At 66.2% G+C, this 17247-nt stretch carries 13 protein-coding genes and 1 pseudogene; 10 read left to right on the top strand and 4 right to left on the bottom strand.

Annotation, left to right across the window (positions count from 1 at the left end; all coding sequences use genetic code 11):
* Positions 1-23 precede the first annotated feature (23 nt).
* Entirely contained in the window at positions 24-1949 is a 1926-nt protein-coding gene (locus MYCSM_RS25540; RefSeq protein WP_015309068.1) for an acyltransferase family protein, read from the top strand.
* On the opposite strand, the pseudogene MYCSM_RS25535 reads toward MYCSM_RS25540, so the two are convergent.
* Positions 1946-2230 (bottom strand): annotated as a pseudogene (locus tag MYCSM_RS25535) (chorismate mutase); the annotation flags it as partial. The gene MYCSM_RS25540 and the pseudogene MYCSM_RS25535 sit on opposite strands and share 4 nt — an antisense overlap.
* A 249-nt stretch (positions 2231-2479) precedes the next feature.
* Here MYCSM_RS25535 and pcrA point away from each other — a divergent pair.
* Complete coding sequence (pcrA, locus tag MYCSM_RS25530; RefSeq protein ID WP_015309066.1) at positions 2480-4792, top strand: DNA helicase PcrA; 2313 nt, start codon at positions 2480-2482, stop codon at positions 4790-4792.
* A 224-nt stretch (positions 4793-5016) separates the two neighbouring features.
* Here the strand turns inward: pcrA and MYCSM_RS25525 are convergent, their stop codons facing one another.
* Both MYCSM_RS25525 and MYCSM_RS25520 read right to left on the bottom strand, forming a co-directional pair.
* Positions 5017-5529 (bottom strand): hypothetical protein, encoded by a 513-nt coding sequence (locus MYCSM_RS25525; RefSeq protein ID WP_015309065.1) that lies wholly within the window; start codon positions 5527-5529, stop codon positions 5017-5019.
* A gap of 80 nt (positions 5530-5609) precedes the next feature.
* Entirely contained in the window at positions 5610-6689 is a 1080-nt protein-coding gene (locus MYCSM_RS25520) for a M23 family metallopeptidase (protein WP_015309064.1), read from the bottom strand.
* A gap of 250 nt (positions 6690-6939) precedes the next feature.
* Between MYCSM_RS25520 and sucC the strand changes: the two genes are divergently transcribed.
* The 3 genes from sucC (at position 6940) to MYCSM_RS25505 (ending at position 10714) form a co-directional block, all read left to right on the top strand.
* A complete protein-coding gene (gene sucC, locus MYCSM_RS25515) occupies positions 6940-8106 on the top strand; it encodes an ADP-forming succinate--CoA ligase subunit beta (RefSeq protein WP_015309062.1) in 1167 nt (388 codons plus the stop codon).
* Positions 8107-8116: 10 nt separating this feature from the next.
* Positions 8117-9031: a succinate--CoA ligase subunit alpha gene (gene sucD, locus MYCSM_RS25510; protein ID WP_015309061.1), complete on the top strand. Its 915-nt coding sequence runs from the start codon at positions 8117-8119 to the stop codon at positions 9029-9031.
* Positions 9032-9193: 162 nt separating this feature from the next.
* The gene (locus MYCSM_RS25505; RefSeq protein WP_015309060.1) at positions 9194-10714 is read left to right on the top strand and encodes an acetyl-CoA acetyltransferase; all 1521 of its coding nucleotides are present in this window, start codon (positions 9194-9196) and stop codon (positions 10712-10714) included.
* A 299-nt stretch (positions 10715-11013) separates the two neighbouring features.
* Here the strand turns inward: MYCSM_RS25505 and MYCSM_RS25500 are convergent, their stop codons facing one another.
* Positions 11014-11862: an LLM class F420-dependent oxidoreductase gene (locus MYCSM_RS25500; protein ID WP_015309059.1), complete on the bottom strand. Its 849-nt coding sequence runs from the start codon at positions 11860-11862 to the stop codon at positions 11014-11016.
* A 144-nt stretch (positions 11863-12006) separates the two neighbouring features.
* Here MYCSM_RS25500 and MYCSM_RS25495 point away from each other — a divergent pair, with 144 nt between their 5' ends.
* From MYCSM_RS25495 to MYCSM_RS25475, 5 genes are all read left to right on the top strand, one after another.
* Positions 12007-12528, top strand: a complete 522-nt coding sequence (locus MYCSM_RS25495; RefSeq protein WP_015309058.1) for a hypothetical protein — start codon at positions 12007-12009, stop codon at positions 12526-12528.
* Positions 12497-13654, top strand: a complete 1158-nt coding sequence (locus MYCSM_RS25490; protein ID WP_015309057.1) for a type III PLP-dependent enzyme — start codon at positions 12497-12499, stop codon at positions 13652-13654. Before MYCSM_RS25495 ends, MYCSM_RS25490 begins: the two co-directional genes overlap by 32 nt.
* Positions 13655-13722: 68 nt before the next feature.
* The gene (sfnG, locus tag MYCSM_RS25485) at positions 13723-14853 is read left to right on the top strand and encodes a dimethylsulfone monooxygenase SfnG (RefSeq protein WP_015309056.1); all 1131 of its coding nucleotides are present in this window, start codon (positions 13723-13725) and stop codon (positions 14851-14853) included.
* Between the two features lie 78 nt (positions 14854-14931).
* On the top strand, positions 14932-15774 hold the full coding sequence (locus tag MYCSM_RS25480; protein ID WP_015309055.1) for a DUF5336 domain-containing protein: 843 nt from the start codon (positions 14932-14934) through the stop codon (positions 15772-15774).
* A gap of 60 nt (positions 15775-15834) precedes the next feature.
* The gene (locus MYCSM_RS25475) at positions 15835-17232 is read left to right on the top strand and encodes a cell division protein PerM (protein ID WP_015309054.1); all 1398 of its coding nucleotides are present in this window, start codon (positions 15835-15837) and stop codon (positions 17230-17232) included.
* The last annotated feature ends 15 nt before the right edge of the window (positions 17233-17247 follow it).

Below are 17247 nucleotides of genomic sequence, written 5' to 3'. Positions count from 1 at the left end.
TTCGCGCGGGAAAGATCTCCGCAGTGACAGCGGATCGCGGCCACTCGATTCCCGCACTGGACGGTATCCGTGCGGTCGCTGTCGCGCTCGTCCTCGCCGAGCACGGGGGTCTCCCCGGCGTCTCCGGCGGATTTCTCGGCGTCGACGTCTTCTTCGTGCTGAGCGGATTCCTGATCACCTCACTGCTCCTCGAAGAATTCCGTAACAACGGGCGAATTCGGCTGCGCGACTTCTGGATTCGGCGTGCTCGACGCTTGCTGCCCGCGATGCTCGTGATGGCGCTCGCGGTGGTGGCGATGCGCAGACTCTTCCCGACCGAGGCCACCGCTTCGCTGCGCGACGATGCCGTCGCCTCCTTCTTCTGGATGTCCAATTGGGCGTTCGTCGCACAGCAGACCGACTACTTCTCGCAAGGCGCCCCGCCGTCGCCGCTGCAGCACACGTGGTCGCTCGGCGTCGAGGAGCAGTACTACCTGATCTGGCCACTGCTGGTGATCGCCGTCGCCGCGCTGTCCTGGAGGCGTCTCCGATCGGCCGTCTTTGTGCTGGCTGCCACCGGCGTCGTCGCATCGGCGACGGCCGCCATCTTGATGGCGCCCCAAATCAACCGGGTGTACTTCGGCACCGACACCCGTGCGCAGGCCCTGCTGATGGGCGCCGCAGCAGCCGCGCTGCTAGTCCGGGACTGGTCGGTGCTCACCGACGGCGCGACGTTGATTCGCACGCGCTACCGGCGATGGGCCGGGACCGCGCTCTCGGTCGTGGGACTGGCGATGCTGGCGGCATTGGCGCACTTCGCGACGGGCGGCGCCCGCGACTTCCGCTACGGACTGTTGATCCTGGCGGCGGTGGCCGCAGTCCTCGTCGTCGCACCCGTGGCGCTGGACCCGGGCTCGCCCGTCGCGCGGGCACTGGCATGGCGGCCGCTGGTGTGGCTGGGCGCGATCTCCTACGGCGTCTACCTCTGGCACTGGCCGATCTTCCTGGCGCTCAATGGGGAATGCACTGGCTGGTCCGGCTGGCCGCTGTTCGCGCTGCGGTGCGCCGCGACGGTGGCGGTGGCGACGGCGTCGTGGTGGTTGCTCGAGCAGCCCATCCGGCGCTGGCGGCCGGTGATCGTCCCGATGTTGCCGTTGGCGGGTGCGACGGCGGCGACGGCGGCCGTGGTGACGATGACGGTGCTGCCGGTCGACGTGAGACCAGCCGACCCGGGCACCAGCAGCATCGACTCCGCGGCGCTGGTCTCACCCGAGGTGCCGGTCGAGGTGAAGTCGCCGTCGGGCCAGCTGGCGCCGGGGACCAAGCGGGTGGCGGTGTTCGGGGACTCGGTGGCATGGACGTTGATGCGGTACCTGCCGCCGACGCCGGGGCTGAGCTTCACCAACTACACGACGATCGGGTGTGGCGTGGCCCGCGGCGGGCCCTATCGGTATGCGGGCGAGACGCTGAACCAGAAGCCGGAATGCGATTCGTGGCCGGCGCGGTGGTCCCAGCGGATCAACCACGACCGGCCGGACGTCGTGCTGCTGATCATCGGCCGCTGGGAGGTCGTGGATCGGGTCAACGAGGGCCACTGGACGCATATTGGCGACGACGCGTACGACGCGTATCTGGGGGGTGAGCTAGCGCGTGCGCTCGACATTCTGACGTCGACGGGCGCGCACGTGGTGGTGACGACCGAGCCGTACAACCGGCGCGGTGAGCGGGCCGACGGCAGCCTGTATCCCGAGGATCAGCCCCAGCGCGCCGACAGCTGGAACACCTTGTTGCGCAACGTGATCGGTACGCGACCCAACGTCACCCTGCTCGACCTCAACAAGAAGTTGGGTCCGGACGGCTACTACACCAACAAGGTCGACGGCATCAAGATGCGCATCGACGGCGTGCATCCGACGCCGGAGGCGGTCAAGTGGTTGACGCCGTGGCTGGCCGACGCGCTGAAGCGCTAGTGGCCGAGGCGGCCGCGGCCAAGGCGCAGTAGCAGCATCGCGAGGTCCTTGCCGTCGGGGCCGAGCTCGCTGTAGCGCTCGATCACCTTCATCTCGCGGCTGTGCACCAGCCGGGTGCCGCCCGAGGCCATCCGGGCCTTGCCGATCAGCTTGGATACCTCGGTGCGCCGCTTGACGGCTGCCAGGATCGCCGCGTCGAGCTCGTCGATTTCGCGGCGCAGGTCATCAATCTCAGCCACGGGTTCCGTTTCGATAGTCATTGTGGGCTCCTCGTTGTGTGGGTTGTCGGTCTCATCCGGTTTCGGGCCTCACACAAAGAGACGAGCCCCGGATCCGGAAGCGGACCGCGGGGCTCTTGGAAGCAGCTAGACCACGGGCACCGCTGGCCGGTACCCGTAAAAAAATCGGCGATGAGCCGCTTGCGCGAAGAGCATCGACGAAGGCTGCTTGATGAGCACGTCTAGAAGTGTGCCATTTGAGGCCGTGGCAGCGCAAAGGGTGTCGCCGCTCGGCGGTAAGTTGGGGCAGACATGAGTTTGCACGTGACCGACCTGAATTCCGACTCCGAAGCCCTGCTGGACGGCCTGAACCCGCAACAGCGCAATGCAGTGCTGCACGAGGGCACGCCCCTGCTGATCGTCGCCGGCGCTGGCTCCGGCAAGACCGCGGTGCTGACGCGGCGGATCGCCTACTTGCTGGCCGCCCGCGAGGTCGGCGTCGGCCAGGTGCTGGCCATCACGTTCACCAACAAAGCCGCGGCCGAGATGCGCGAGCGCGTGGTGCAGCTAGTCGGCCCGCGGGCCCGCGCGATGTGGGTGTCGACGTTCCACTCCACCTGCGTGCGGATCCTTCGCAATCAGGCGTCGCTGCTGCCCGGGCTGAACTCGAACTTCTCCATCTACGACGCCGACGACTCGCGGCGGCTGCTGCTGATGATCGGCAAGGACATGGGGCTGGACACCAAGCGGTACTCGCCGCGGTTGCTGGCCAACGGGATCTCCAACCTGAAGAACGAGCTGATTGGTCCCGAGCAGGCGGCCTACGACGCGTCGAACGCGATGGAGGATCTGCCGCGGATCATCGCCGAGGTGTTCGCGGAATATCAGCGTCGGTTGCGCGCGGCCAACGCGCTGGACTTCGATGACCTGATCGGCGAGACAGTCGCTGTGCTGCAAGCGTTTCCGCAAATTGCGCAGTACTACCGCAGGCGGTTCCGGCACATCCTGGTCGACGAGTATCAAGACACCAACCACGCGCAGTACGTGTTGGTGCGCGAGCTGGTGGGTCGCGAGACCGAGGACGGTGTCGCGCCGGCCGAGCTGTGCGTGGTTGGCGACGCCGACCAGTCGATCTACGCGTTCCGCGGCGCCACTATCCGCAACATCGAGGACTTCGAACGCGACTTCCCCAATGCCACAACGATTCTGCTCGAACAGAACTACCGCTCGACGCAGAACATCCTGAGCGCTGCGAACTCCGTGATCTCCCGCAACGCCGGGCGGCGCGAGAAGCGGTTGTGGACCGACGCCGGGGAGGGCGAGCTCATCGTCGGCTACGTCGCCGACAACGAGCACGACGAGGCGCGCTTCGTCGCCGAGGAGATCGACGCACTCGCCGACAGAGGCGAGATCACCTACAACGACGTCGCCGTCTTCTACCGCACCAACAACTCGTCGCGCGCGCTGGAAGAGGTGTTCATTCGCGCGGGCATTCCGTACAAAGTCGTTGGCGGCGTTCGCTTCTACGAACGCAGGGAGATCCGCGACATCGTCGCGTATCTGCGGGTCCTGGACAACCCCGGTGACTCGGTGAGCATGCGGCGAATCCTGAACACACCGCGCCGCGGCATCGGCGATCGCGCCGAGGCATGCGTCGCGGTGTACGCGGAGAACACCGGGCTGAGCTTCAACGACGCACTGCAGGCGGCCGCGGAGGGTAAGGTGCCGATGCTGAACACCCGCTCGGAGAAGTGCATCGCGAGTTTCGTTGAGCTGCTTGACGATCTGCGTGGCAAGCTGGATGACGAGCTCGGCAATGTCGTTGAAGCCGTCCTCGACCGCACCGGTTATCGGACCGAGCTGGAATCCTCCAGCGACCCACAGGACCTCGCGCGGCTGGACAACCTCAACGAATTGGTCAGCGTCGCACACGAATTCAGTACCGACCTGGCCAACGCACAGGCGATGGGTGAAGTCGACCCGACCGACGAGGATATTCCCGACACCGGCGTCCTCGCCCAGTTCCTGGAGCGGGTGTCGCTGGTCGCCGACGCCGACGAACTGCCCGAGCACGGCGCCGGTGTCGTGACGATGATGACGCTGCACACCGCAAAGGGGCTGGAGTTCCCGGTGGTGTTCGTGACCGGCTGGGAGGACGGCATGTTCCCGCACATGCGGGCACTTGGCGATCCGACCGAGCTGTCCGAAGAGCGGCGGCTGGCCTACGTCGGCATCACCAGGGCCAGGCAGCGGCTGTACGTCAGCCGGGCCAGGGTCCGGTCGTCGTGGGGCCAGCCGATGCTCAACCCGGAATCCCGGTTCCTCAAGGAGATCCCGCAGGAGCTCATCGACTGGCGGCGCGTCGAGCCGCCACCGTCGCTGTCAGCACCCGTCAGCGGTGCAGGCAGGTTCGGCATGCAGCGCCCGTCGCCGACGCGCTCAGCGGCAGGTAAGCGCCCGCTGCTGGTGCTGCAGCCGGGGGACCGGGTCAACCACGACAAGTACGGCCTCGGCCGGGTCGAGGAGGTGTCCGGCGTCGGTGAGTCAGCGATGTCGCTGATCGACTTCGGCAGTGCCGGGCGGGTCAAGCTGATGCACAACCACGCGCCGGTGTCCAAGCTGTAGGCCGACCCCCGCTGTGCCTCTCCCAGGGGGCGGGTGTCGAATTGCTGGGCACAAAGCGATGTAAACGGCAGCGCGCGCCGCGCCGAACGACGCCGCTTGGTTCGCGAGATCGCAGTTGTTGTGCAGTGCACTCGAACTTTCCCGCGATAACTGCAATTTCGCGGTCAAGCCCCGGCGTCGGGCTCGAAACCTACGTTTTGGCCCTGACGTTGAGATGCGACGGCCTAGCTTGACCCGCTGCGCGACCAGTGGCGCGTCGACGGCAGCAGCGCCAGCAGGATGCTCGCGGCGGGCAGTACGGGGATGCCGTAGACCACCGGCGAGAGTTTGGCTCCCGCGACGAACAAGCCAGCGAAGATCAGCAGCGCGACGACCGCGCCCACCCCGATCAGCAGCCTGGCCATTCGCCGCCGCAGCAGCAGCGCGATCAGCCCGCCGATGAGCGCCGCGGCGGACACCGCAGTGAGAAATCCGATCGCCACACAGAACAGCCGATCCGATCGCCACCAGCCGGTGATCAGGTCGACGGCGATGACGGCGGTGGCCCAGCCGGTCAGGATTGCGGCGACGGCCGCCGCGATAGCCGTGTTCGGCTTGGCTTGCTTCCGCCGCGGCGTACCCACTGCGGCTGGCCTGGCTCGCGGGATGTAACTGGTCTGCGGGTCGGCAACGGCGAGGAATTCGCCGGTCGGATGACGCCGGATGATGCTGGTCTGCGGCTCAGACTCGGCGGGCATCGGCGCCGACGGCGTGCCACCGTTTCGTCGGATGCGTGGAGGATCGGGAGGGGTTGGTTCGGACGGGCCGTCGCTCACATCTAGCCAACGTAGCTGCCGGGGCTAAGTCCCCGCTGCGCAAGCCACGGCACCGGGTCGATCCGGTTGGTGCCGTTGATCAGAACCTCGAAATGGCAATGCGGACCAGTCGAGTTACCCCGGTTGCCCATCGTCGCGATCTGATCGCCCGCCAGCACCCGGTCGCCCTTGCTCACCAACCACGTGTTGACGTGGCCGTAGAGCGTCACGGTGCCGTCGGCATGCCGGATCTTGACCCAGGCGCCGTAGCCGGCCGTCGGGCCCGCGTCGATCACCACACCGTCGGCGACCGCGTAGATCGGGGTGCCGATCGAGTTGGCGATGTCGATGCCGGCGTGCAGCACGCCCCAGCGATAGCCGAAGCCGGAGGTGAAGACGCCCTTGGTGTACATCACGAACAGCGGCCGGTTCAGCCGCGCTTCGCGCTCGGCCCGCTCCTGGGCGAACGCCGCGGCCTTGGTGACCTCCTCGGCGTGCACCGACGCGTTGGCGGCGGGGGCGACGGAGACGATCTGCATGCCGTCCGGTGACCCGGTGACGAGTCCACCGCTCATCGTCGAGGTGTCGGCGGCGAGAACAGCCTCGGTCGGCTTCTTGTGATCCGACGCGTTCGACATCGTGTACGCGCCGGCCGCGGTCGCGCCGACGGCCATCGCTGCGACCATCAGCCGGCCCTTGACGGGCACTTCCTGCTTGCGATGCAGACCCCGGCGGCCGGAGATGTCGATGATGTCGGTCTCGTCGACGCCGTCGCTGGTGTCGGTGTGGCTGTCGCGGTAGCCGCGCGACGAGCGATGCTCCTCGCGCGGATCCGGCCGGAACTTCGAAGGGACGGCGAGCCGAAGCGGGACCAGATCGTCGGTGTCGTGCAGGTCGTCGAGCTCAGGCGCGCGGATGACTTGCGACTCGCGGTCGAACGCACAGTTCTCGCGAAACTCCAGATCAGCGAGGTCGCCAAATTCGTTGAACGGAATGATGTCGGTGATCGCGGCGTCGTAATTGACTGCCGCGTAAGCATTTCCGTTGGAGGGGTCGTTCGTCGAGACTCCGTCGGGAGCTGGAGACAAACGATGCCGAGCCAACCTGGAATGTCCTTTGAGTCGTGACCGAAACGTGATCTAGACCAGAGGCACGTTAACCAAATCCCAATGTTGGTTGCAACCCGAGGGAGTATTCCGCCGGGCGATTGTGACTTGTATCACGTGCCGGGCGGCGGTGAGATCTACCACATGAGCGGTAGGCGGTTCGGAAGCCGCTACGTCGTGTGGATAAAGTTCCCCCTGGCCCATCGGGTGCAAACCTTCGAAGTCAACGCACAGAGACAGTGAGTTCATGGATCTCTTCGAATACCAAGCGAAAGAGCTGTTCGCGAAGCACAACGTGCCCACCACGCCGGGTCGGGTGACCGACACCGCCGAGGGCGCCAAGGCCATCGCCGAAGAAATCGGCCGGCCCGTCATGGTCAAGGCACAGGTGAAGGCCGGCGGCCGCGGCAAGGCCGGTGGCGTGAAATATGCGGCCACCCCCGACGACGCTTTCACCCACGCGCAGAACATCCTCGGCCTGGACATCAAGGGTCACATCGTGAAGAAGCTGCTGGTCGCCGAGGCCAGCGACATCGCCGAGGAGTACTACATCTCGTTCCTGCTCGACCGCGCCAACCGCACCTACCTGGCGATGTGCTCGGTCGAAGGTGGCATGGAGATCGAAGAGGTCGCGGCAACCAAGCCCGAGCGGCTGGCCAAGGTGCCGGTCAACGCCGTCGAGGGCGTCGACCTGGCGTTCGCGCGGTCGATCGCCGAGCAGGGTCACCTCCCCGCGGAGGTGCTGGACGCAGCGGCCGTGACGATCCAGAAGCTGTGGGAGGTCTTCGTCGCCGAGGACGCCACGCTGGTCGAGGTGAACCCATTGGTGCGTACGCCGGACGACCAGATCCTCGCGCTGGACGGCAAGGTCACGCTCGACGCCAATGCCGACTTCCGCCAGCCCGGCCACGTCGAGTTCGAGGACCGCGACGCCACCGATCCGCTGGAACTCAAGGCCAAGGCGAACGACCTCAACTACGTCAAGCTCGACGGTGAGGTCGGCATCATCGGCAACGGCGCGGGCCTGGTGATGTCCACGCTCGACGTCGTCGCGTACGCCGGCGAGAAGCACGGTGGCGTGAAGCCGGCGAACTTCCTCGACATCGGCGGCGGCGCCTCGGCCGAAGTGATGGCCGCAGGCCTCGACGTCATCCTGAACGACGTTCAGGTCAAGAGCGTTTTCGTGAACGTGTTCGGCGGCATCACCGCGTGCGACGCGGTCGCCAACGGCATCGTTCAGGCGCTGAAGATCCTTGGCGATGAAGCCAACAAGCCACTGGTGGTCCGGCTCGACGGCAACAACGTCGACGAGGGCCGTCGCATCCTGGCCGAGGCCAACCACCCATTGGTGACGGAGGTCGGCACGATGGACGAGGCCGCCGACGTAGCCGCTGCCAAGGCCGCGAGCGCCTGAAAGGACTGAAATGGCAATCTTTTTGACAGCAGACAGCAAGGTCATCGTTCAGGGCATCACGGGCGGCGAGGCCACCACGCACACCGCGCGGATGCTCAAGGCCGGCACCCAGATCCTCGGCGGCGTCAACGCGCGCAAGGCCGGAACGACGGTGTCGCACGTCGACAAGGAAGGCAACGACGTCGAGCTGCCGGTGTTCGGCACCGTCAAAGAGGCGATGGAGAAGACCGGCGCCGACGTGTCGATCATCTTCGTGCCGCCAAAGTTCGCCAAGGACGCGATCATCGAGGCCATCGACGCGGAGATCCCGCTGCTCGTCGTGATCACCGAGGGAATTCCGGTGCAGGACAGCGCATATGCGTGGGCGTACAACCTCTCTAAAGGTGGCAAGGAGGGCCCCAAGACCCGCATCATCGGGCCGAACTGCCCCGGCATCATCACGCCCGGCCAGTCGCTGGTCGGCATCACGCCCGCCAACATCAGCGGCCCCGGCCCGATCGGGCTGGTGTCCAAGTCCGGCACGCTCACCTACCAGATGATGTTCGAGCTGCGCGATTTCGGCTTCACCACGTCGATCGGCATCGGCGGTGACCCGGTCATCGGTACCACGCACATCGATGCCATCGAGGCCTTCGAGAAGGACCCCGACACCAAGGTCATCGTGATGATCGGCGAGATCGGCGGCGACGCCGAGGAGCGTGCCGCCGACTACATCAAGGCCAACGTGTCCAAGCCGGTCGTCGGCTACGTCGCGGGATTCACCGCGCCCGAGGGCAAGACGATGGGCCACGCGGGCGCAATCGTGTCGGGTTCATCAGGCACCGCGCAGGCCAAGAAGGAAGCCCTCGAGGCTGCGGGGGTGAAGGTGGGCAAGACCCCGTCGGAGACCGCGCGCCTGGCCAGGGAGATCCTGCAGAGCCTGTAGCCCTAACCGCCGCGAGCGTGCATGTCTGTACGCCGACACGCCGTTGGTTGCGTACATTTTGTGCACGCTCGCGAGGTTCCGTTGTGAACTAGCCCGCAGGATTAGGAACGCGTTCTAGTTATCGATTAGCCTGACGAATTAACACGTGTCAGGAGGTCTGTAATGGTCGATCCGCGCACTCCGGTGGTTGTCGGGGTCGGCCAGTTCACCGAGCGCATCGACGACGCCGACTATCGCGGCATGTCGGCGGTGGACCTGGCGGCGGCCGCAGTGTCGGCGGCGCTGGCGGACACCGGCGCTGCCGGAGTCGCCATGGCCGTCGACACAGTCTTCGGGCTGCGGCAGTTCGAGATCTCAGGACCGATGCCTGCCGCGTTGGGCAAATCGAACAACTATCCACGATCGGTCATGCGACGCGTCGGTGGCGATCCCGCGCGCGTGGTGCTGGAACCCGTCGGGGGACAAAGCCCGCAGAAGCTCGTGACTGAGGCTGGCAACGCGATTGCGGCGGGCGAGGCCGACGTCGTGATGATCATGGGCTCCGAGCCGGGGTCGACGGCGCGCTACTTCGCCAATCGGGATGACAAGCCGGATTTCACGGAGCACATCGAGGGTCAACTCGAGGACCGCGGCCATCAGATCTTCAGCTACATCGACGACTACACCATTCAGCACGGCCTGACCGGCGCGCCGGTTCAGTACGGGCTGCTCGAAAATGCCCGCCGGGCACGGCTCGGGCTCAGCGTCGCCGACTATCGCCGCGAGATGGCCGAACTCTTCGCCCCACTGTCGAAAGTGGCTGCGAAGAACCCGTTTTCGTCCTCGCCGGTTGAGCGTTCGGTGGAGGAGATCCTCACCGTCACTGACGACAACCGGATGATCTGCGACCCATATCCGCGTCTGCTTGTCGCACGCGATCAGGTCAACCAGGGCGCCGCCGCGGTCATGATGTCCGTCGAGGCGGCCCGACGACTAGGCGTGCCCAAGGAAAAGTGGATCTACGTGCACGGCCATTCGGACATGGTCGAGCAGGCGACGCTGGACCGCGCCGACCTCGGCGCCAGCCCCGCATCGGTGCTGGCTGTGCGAGAAGCCTTGCGGGTGGCTGAGATTGGCGTCGACGACATCGCCACCTTCGATCTCTACAGCTGCTTCCCGTTCCCGGTCTTCGTCATCAGCGAGGCCCTCGGCATCGACGGTGACGATCCGCGCGGGCTGACGCTGACAGGCGGCCTGCCGTACTTCGGCGGCCCCGGTAACAGCTACTCGCTGCACGCAATCGCCGAGACAGTGAACGAAATGCGCCAGACGCCAGGGCGATTCGGGTTCGTCGGCGCCAACGGCGGCATCATGAGCAGGTACTCCGTCGGCATCTACTCCACCGCGCCCGTCGAATGGCACACCGACCGCAGCGAGGCGCTGAAGCGAGAGATCGCCGCACTACCGAAGGTGCCCGTGACAAAAAATCCCGACGGCGCCGCGACCATCGAGACCTACTCGGTGCGCTACGACTGGCCGATCCGCACCGGCATCATCGTCGGCCGCCTCGACTCCGACAACAGCCGGTTCATGGCCACCACCGAAGACGACGACCTGGTCGCGCTGATGTCCGACGGCGATCCCCTGGGCGCCGCGATCAGCGTGTGGTCGACCGACAACGGCAACCGCGCTAGCCTCGCTTAGTCTGCGACGTGCGTCCTCGGGATTCGAGCCGGTTTCGCTTCGGCTGGTTTCCATTTCGGCGGCGATGTTCGGCGTGTGGATCGTCGAACACCCGGGCGATGAGTGGGCTGATGGATGGCATGTCATGTCCTTTCGATCAGTAGCGCATGCTCATGAAAGGACGCCCGTGGTCTCCACCCCATCGGAGCCACTCGTGAATGGTGTCCCCCGTACACCTCAACTGTTGTCGCGCGTTCGGTATACGCGGCGCGTAGACCCCTACGCGTTTTTTCGCGCTGGTACTACGTAGCGACGAGGAGTTAGACGAGCGCCGCCAGTTTGCCCGCCAGGCGCTCGACGTAGCCCGCGACCTCAGCCTCGGACTTGTCGGGCAGCCCGAACAGCACCTCGGTCACGCCGAGGTCGGCCCACCGGGCCAGCTTGTCGGGATCCGGCTTGAAGTCCAGCGCGACGATCTGCGGGGCGCCGTCGCGGCCGGCCGCCGCCCAGGTGTCCTGCAGCAGCTTGACCGGCTCGTCGATGTCGAAGTCGCGCGGCGTGGTGATCCAGCCGTCCGCAGACCGGGCGACCCATTTGAAGTTCTTCTCGGTACCCGCCGCGCCGACCAACACCGGAATGTGCGACTGCACCGGCTTGGGCCACGCCCACGACGGCCCGAAGTTGACGAACTCGCCCTCGTACGACGCCTCTTCCTCCGTCCACAACGCCCGCATCGCTTCCAGGTACTCGCGCAGCATCGTCCGGCGCCGCCCCGGCGGCACGTTGTGGTCAGCCAATTCGTCTGTGTTCCAACCGAATCCGACACCCAGGCTGACGCGGCCGCCCGACAGGTGGTCCAGTGTGGCGATCGACTTGGCCAGCGTGATCGGGTCGTGTTCGACCGGCAGTGCCACCGCTGTCGACAACCGCACCCGCGACGTCACCGCACACGCCGCGCCCAGCGAAACCCACGGATCCAGGGTGCGCATGTAGCGGTCGTCGGGCAGCGACTCGTCTCCGGTGGTGGGGTGGGCGGCCTGCCGCTTGATCGGGATATGCGTGTGTTCGGGCACGTAGAACGTGGTAAAGCCGTGCTCGTCGGCCAGCTTGGCCGCGGCTGCCGGGGCGATGCCGCGGTCGCTGGTGAAAAGTACAAGCCCATAGTCCATGCCAAGAATTAGAACGTGTTCCAGTCTGACGGGCAAGGGCGGGGTCCCTGCGGCTGCTCCACCGGTACGTACGTAGCCGGTAGGCACAGAACACGTAGTCGTCTACGCACAGGTTGAATCGCCCGGGGCGGCAGGGTTCCTAGTGTGAGCACCGGGGGGACGACACGCAACAAACTGCGCGAATGGGTACGCCGCTACCTGCCGTGCGAAATTGCCGGAACAGTGGGCGAGCTGGGCGGGGCCGCAGTCGCGTACCTGGCGACCGGCTCACTCGCGGCGGCGGCGATCACCGCAACTATCGGTGCGTCGGCCGGCTACTACGCGGCGGCATACGCCTGCGCGCTGCGCTGGAGCTATCGCGACCATCATCAGCTGCGATGGCCGGTCCGCGCGCTGGTGTCGAATCTGATCGGATTGCGCAGTGTGGCCGTCGAGTTCGGCCCTGCGGAGCTGATCGACAGTGTCGCCGTCCGGCCGTTCGCGTTCTACGCCGGCCCAATAATTTTCGATAACACCATCGGCGGCTGGATCTTCGGCAAGCTCGTCGCCGATCTCGCCTTCTACTTATGCGCCATCTTCGCTTACGAGCGGTTCACGGGTCTGCTTGTGCGACCAGATACAGAGGAGGTGAGCAATGAATCCGCTCCGCAGATTGCAGCTGCGTGAGGAAATGCGCACAGACGCAGGACGACTCGCCGCGCTCGCCGAACGTCACGGCACGCCGCTGCTGGTGCTGCAGCCTCATCTCGTTGCACGCCGATACCGCGAACTGACCGACAAGCTGCCAGGTATCCGCTTGCACTACGCGGTCAAGGCGTCTCCGCATCCGCTTGTGTTGTCGACGATCGCGATCTGTGGTGGCGGATTCGACGTTGCGACCAGTGCCGAGGTCGACCTTCTTCAATCGCTCGGACTACCGATGGACCGCGCCATCCACACCAACCCGATCAAGAAGCCCACCGACATTGACCACGCATATGCGGCGGGCATCCGCACGTTCGTCGTCGAAAATCCTTGCGAGGTACAGAAATTCGCGGGCCGGCCAAGCGACATCGAGTTGCTCGTGCGGCTTGCGTTCCGCAACCCCGCTGCAAAGTCTGACCTGTCGTCGAAATTCGGCGTTGAACCCGTCGATGCGGAGCTGCTCGTCAAACACGTCATCGCCGCGGGCGTCCAATTCGCCGGGTTCAGTTTCCACGTCGGCAGCCAAAGCGCGTCGGCTGCGCCCTACGGCGCGGCACTGCGCCAGACCCTCGGGCTCGTCGCGCACATTGCCGAGAGCCTCGACGTGCGCACTCGCGTCATCGACATCGGCGGCGGTTTCCCGGTCGCCTATCGCGATTCCGTGCCATCCATCGACGCCGTCGCCGACATCATCGACGACGTGCTCGGTTCGCGGCGGGACGACTTCACGTTCTTGGCAGAGCCGGGACGGTATCTGGCAGCGGACTGCATGACGTTGCTCACCAGCGTCGTCGGCACCGCGGAGCGCGGCGGCCAGGTCTGGCACTACCTCGACGACGGGGTCTATGGCAGCTACTCAAATGTAATGACAGAGGACGTCCACCCACCGATACTCGCGCTGCGCGAACTCACCGACGGCGCCGCCGCGGCCCGCCCGGTGACACTTGCAGGGCCGACGTGTGACAGCGCCGACGTGATCACCCGTGACTACCCGATGCCTGCGCTTGACGTCGGCGACATCCTGGTAAGCCCCATGATGGGCGCCTACACGAGCGTCACTGCGTCGCGGTTCAACGGGATCCCGGTTACGCCCATCGTGATGGGCTAGTCGGTTCTTAGGTTCACGGCGATCGTTACCGCTGACCGACGCCGTCTCTGTTGGTGGGATGGCACACCATGACGACTGAACGCATCGCAGACCACGTCAAGTTCGCCTACTGGGTGCCCAATGTCAGCGGTGGCCTGGTCACCAGCGACATCGAGCAGCGCACCGACTGGAACTACGAGTACAACGCCAAGCTCGCGCAGACCGCCGAGAACAACGGTTTCGAGTACGCGCTGTCGCAGGTTCGTTACGAGGCCAGCTACGGCGCTGAGTATCAGCACGAGTCGACCAGCTTCAGCCTGGCCCTGCTGCTGGCCACCCAGAAGCTGAAGGTCATCGCGGCGGTGCACCCGGGCCTGTGGCAGCCCGGCGTGCTGGCCAAGCTCGGCGCGACCGCCGATCACCTGTCCGGTGGCCGGTTCGCCGTCAATGTGGTGTCCGGTTGGTTCAAAGACGAGTTCACCCATCTGGGCGAGCCGTGGCTGGAACACGACGAGCGCTACCGCCGCAGCGCGGAGTTCCTGCAGGTGCTGCGCAAGATCTGGACCGAGGACGACGTGGACTTCCGCGGCGACTTCTACCGCATCCACGACTTCACGCTGAAGCCCAAGCCACTGAACACGCCCGAGCGGCCCAACCCGGAGATCTTCCAGGGCGGCAACTCCACCGCTGCACGCCGCAACGGCGGCCGCTACGCGGACTGGTACTTCTCCAACGGCAAGGATTTCGACGGCGTCACCGAGCAGGTCGTCGAGGTGCGCGACCATGCCCGGGATGCGGGACGCGAGGTCCGCTTCGGGCTCAATGGATTCATCATCGCGCGCGACACAGAGAAAGAAGCGAAGGAAGTCCTCAGAGAAATCGTCGACAAGGCCAACCGTCCCGCCGTCGAGGGATTTCGCTCCGCTGTGCAGCAGGCCGGCAACTCGACATCCGACAAGCGCGGCATGTGGGCCGATTCCACGTTCGAGGACTTGGTGCAGTACAACGACGGGTTCCGCACGCAACTGATCGGAACACCCGAGCAGATTGCGGAACGCGTTGCGGCGTACCGCAAACGCGGTGTCGACGTGATCCTCGGGGGCTTCCTGCACTTCCAGGAGGAGATCGAGTACTTCGGTTCGCGGGTGCTGCCGCTGGTGCGGGAAATCGAAGATTCCGAACAAGATTCGGTTGATTCGCCGGTGCTGGTGTCCGCCTGAGTGCAGACGGCCACCGCCTCCACATGCGGGTGCGCTAGCGTGGTTATCTGAATCGCTTCGGCCAGTACAGGAGAGGTCATGACCTACCCGCCCGGTAGCCCCGGATATCCACCCGCGCAGCAACCGACAACTCAGTTTGCAGCGCCCACTCAGCAGTTCGGCAAGTTGCCCGAACCCGCTTCTGCCGCTCCTACCGCCGAGGGCCCGAGCAAGTTGCCGGTGTATCTGACCGCCGCGGTGGCGGCGCTTGGTTTGGCGGTGTATCTGTCGAGCTACGCCCCGCAGTTCGCGGCGAGTGCCGACTTCTTCACACCCACGTTGCTCGACCTCGGCGTGGTCGCGTCACTTCTCGGCGGTCTGATCGCCGGTGTCGGCCTGATCCCCAAGCAGAGGACGGTGCCGGCCCTGGTGGCGGTGCTTTCCGTGCTGGGCTTCTTGCTTGCGATCGCGATCGTGCTCACCGCACCGCAAGGCGTCGAGATCAAGTACGGCCTTTACCTGATCATCGCGTTCAGCGTGGTGCAGGCCATCATCGCTGTCGCGGTGCTGTTGTTCGATGCCGGGGTGATCACCCCGCCCGTGCCGAAGCCGCGCTACGAGCCCCAGCAATACGGCCAGTACGGCGCTCCGGCACCGTATTACGGACAGCCTCATCAGCAAGGCCCGCCGCCCCAGCAGCAACACCGTCCCGGCTATCCGTCGCAATATGGCGGTGGCTACCCGGGCGGCCAGTCAACAGGCGGTTACTCCGGCGGCCAACAGGGCGGCCAGCAGGGCGGGCCGCCGACCCCGCCAACCGGATTCCCGACCTATGGGCAGCCGCCGTCATCAAGCAACGCCGGCAATTCGAGCAGCGCACCGACGACACAGGTGCCCGCGCAGCCGTCGTCTTCCACACAGTCCGCCCCGCCGCCGTCGTAGTCTGGGCCGCGCGTGCGTCAACTTCGCGCGCGTGACCTAGCGCGAGGAGCGGCCCCACCCGTGGATCAACGACCAGTCGGCACACGCCAGGCGCGTGAGCTGCTTCGGGTCGCATTCGGGCCGTCTGTCGTTGCGCTCGTCGTCATCGCTGCGGTGGTGTTGCTGCAGTTGCTCATCGCCAACAGCGATATGACTGGCGCCCTCGGCGCGATCGCCAGCATGTGGCTGGGTGTGCATCAGGTGCCGGTGTCCATCGGCGGTCGCGAGCTCGGCGTGATGCCGCTGCTGCCGGTGCTGGGCATGGTGTGGGGCACGGCGCGCACGACGGCGGCGGCTACATCGGCTGCCGGAGGCTCACGGCAGCCGACATCAGACACCGTGTCCTGGTTCGTCACGCGCTGGGTGGTCGGGGCGGCGCTGGGCGGGCCGCTGTTGATCGCCGCGATCGCGCTGGCCGTCATCCACGACGCGGCATCGGTGCTGACCGAACTGCAGACACCGAACGCGCTGCGGGCCTTCGGCGGTGTGCTGGCCGTGCATGCGATCGGCGCGGCGATCGGCGTCGGCTCGCGCGTCGGCCGTCGAACCCTGCTTGCCTCGCCGCTGCCGAAGTGGCTGCCTGACGCGTTGCGCGCGGCGGCTGCCGGGGTGCTGGCGCTGGCCGGGCTGTCTGGCGTCGTCATGGTGGGCTCGCTGGTCGTGCACTGGTCGACGATGCATGACCTGTACGCGATCACCGACTCGGTGTTCGGGCAGTTCAGCCTGACCGTGCTGTCGGTGCTGTACGCACCGAATGTGATGATCGGCACGGCCGCTGTCGCGGTCGGGTCCAGTGCGCACGTCGGGTTGGCCACATTCAGTTCGTTCACGGTGTTCGGCGGCGACATTCCGGCGTTGCCGGTGTTGGCGGCGGTGCCCTCGCCGCCGCTCGGCCCGGTATGGGTGGCGCTGTTGATCGCGGCGGCAGCATCCGCGGTGGCGGTCGGTCAGCAGTGCGCGCGGCGACCGCTGCCGCTGGTACCCGCGCTGGGCAAGCTGATCGTCGCGGCCGTCGCAGCGGCGGCGGCCATGGCGCTGCTCGGCTTCGCCGGCGGCGGTCGGCTTGGCAACTTCGGTGACGTCGGTGTCGACCAGGTCACGTTCGCACCCGCGGTGTTCGTCTGGTTTGTCGGCATCGGTGGGCTGACGGTCGCGCTGTCGGGCGGCATCGCGCGACGGCCCAAGCGGGTCAAGCCGGTGCCCGCGCCCGAACCGGAGCCCGAACCCGAACTCGACGAGGACGAGATCCTCGACGACGAGCCGGACATGCTCGACGACGACTATCCGCTGGACGATGTCGACACGACCGCCGACAGTGCGCCTGCGGTAGCCGAGGCGTATCCCGAGGACCCCGAGGATCACTTCGTTGCCGACGACGACGACGCCACCCGCGGCGGTAAGGGTGAAACCGCCGATTAGGCACCCACTATTGTC

The sequence above is a fragment of the Mycobacterium sp. JS623 genome (genome assembly GCF_000328565.1).
Taxonomy (GTDB): Bacteria; Actinomycetota; Actinomycetes; order Mycobacteriales; family Mycobacteriaceae; genus Mycobacterium.
Note: the sequence above shows the minus strand (reverse complement) of the source record. Positions and strands in the feature narration are given on the sequence as shown.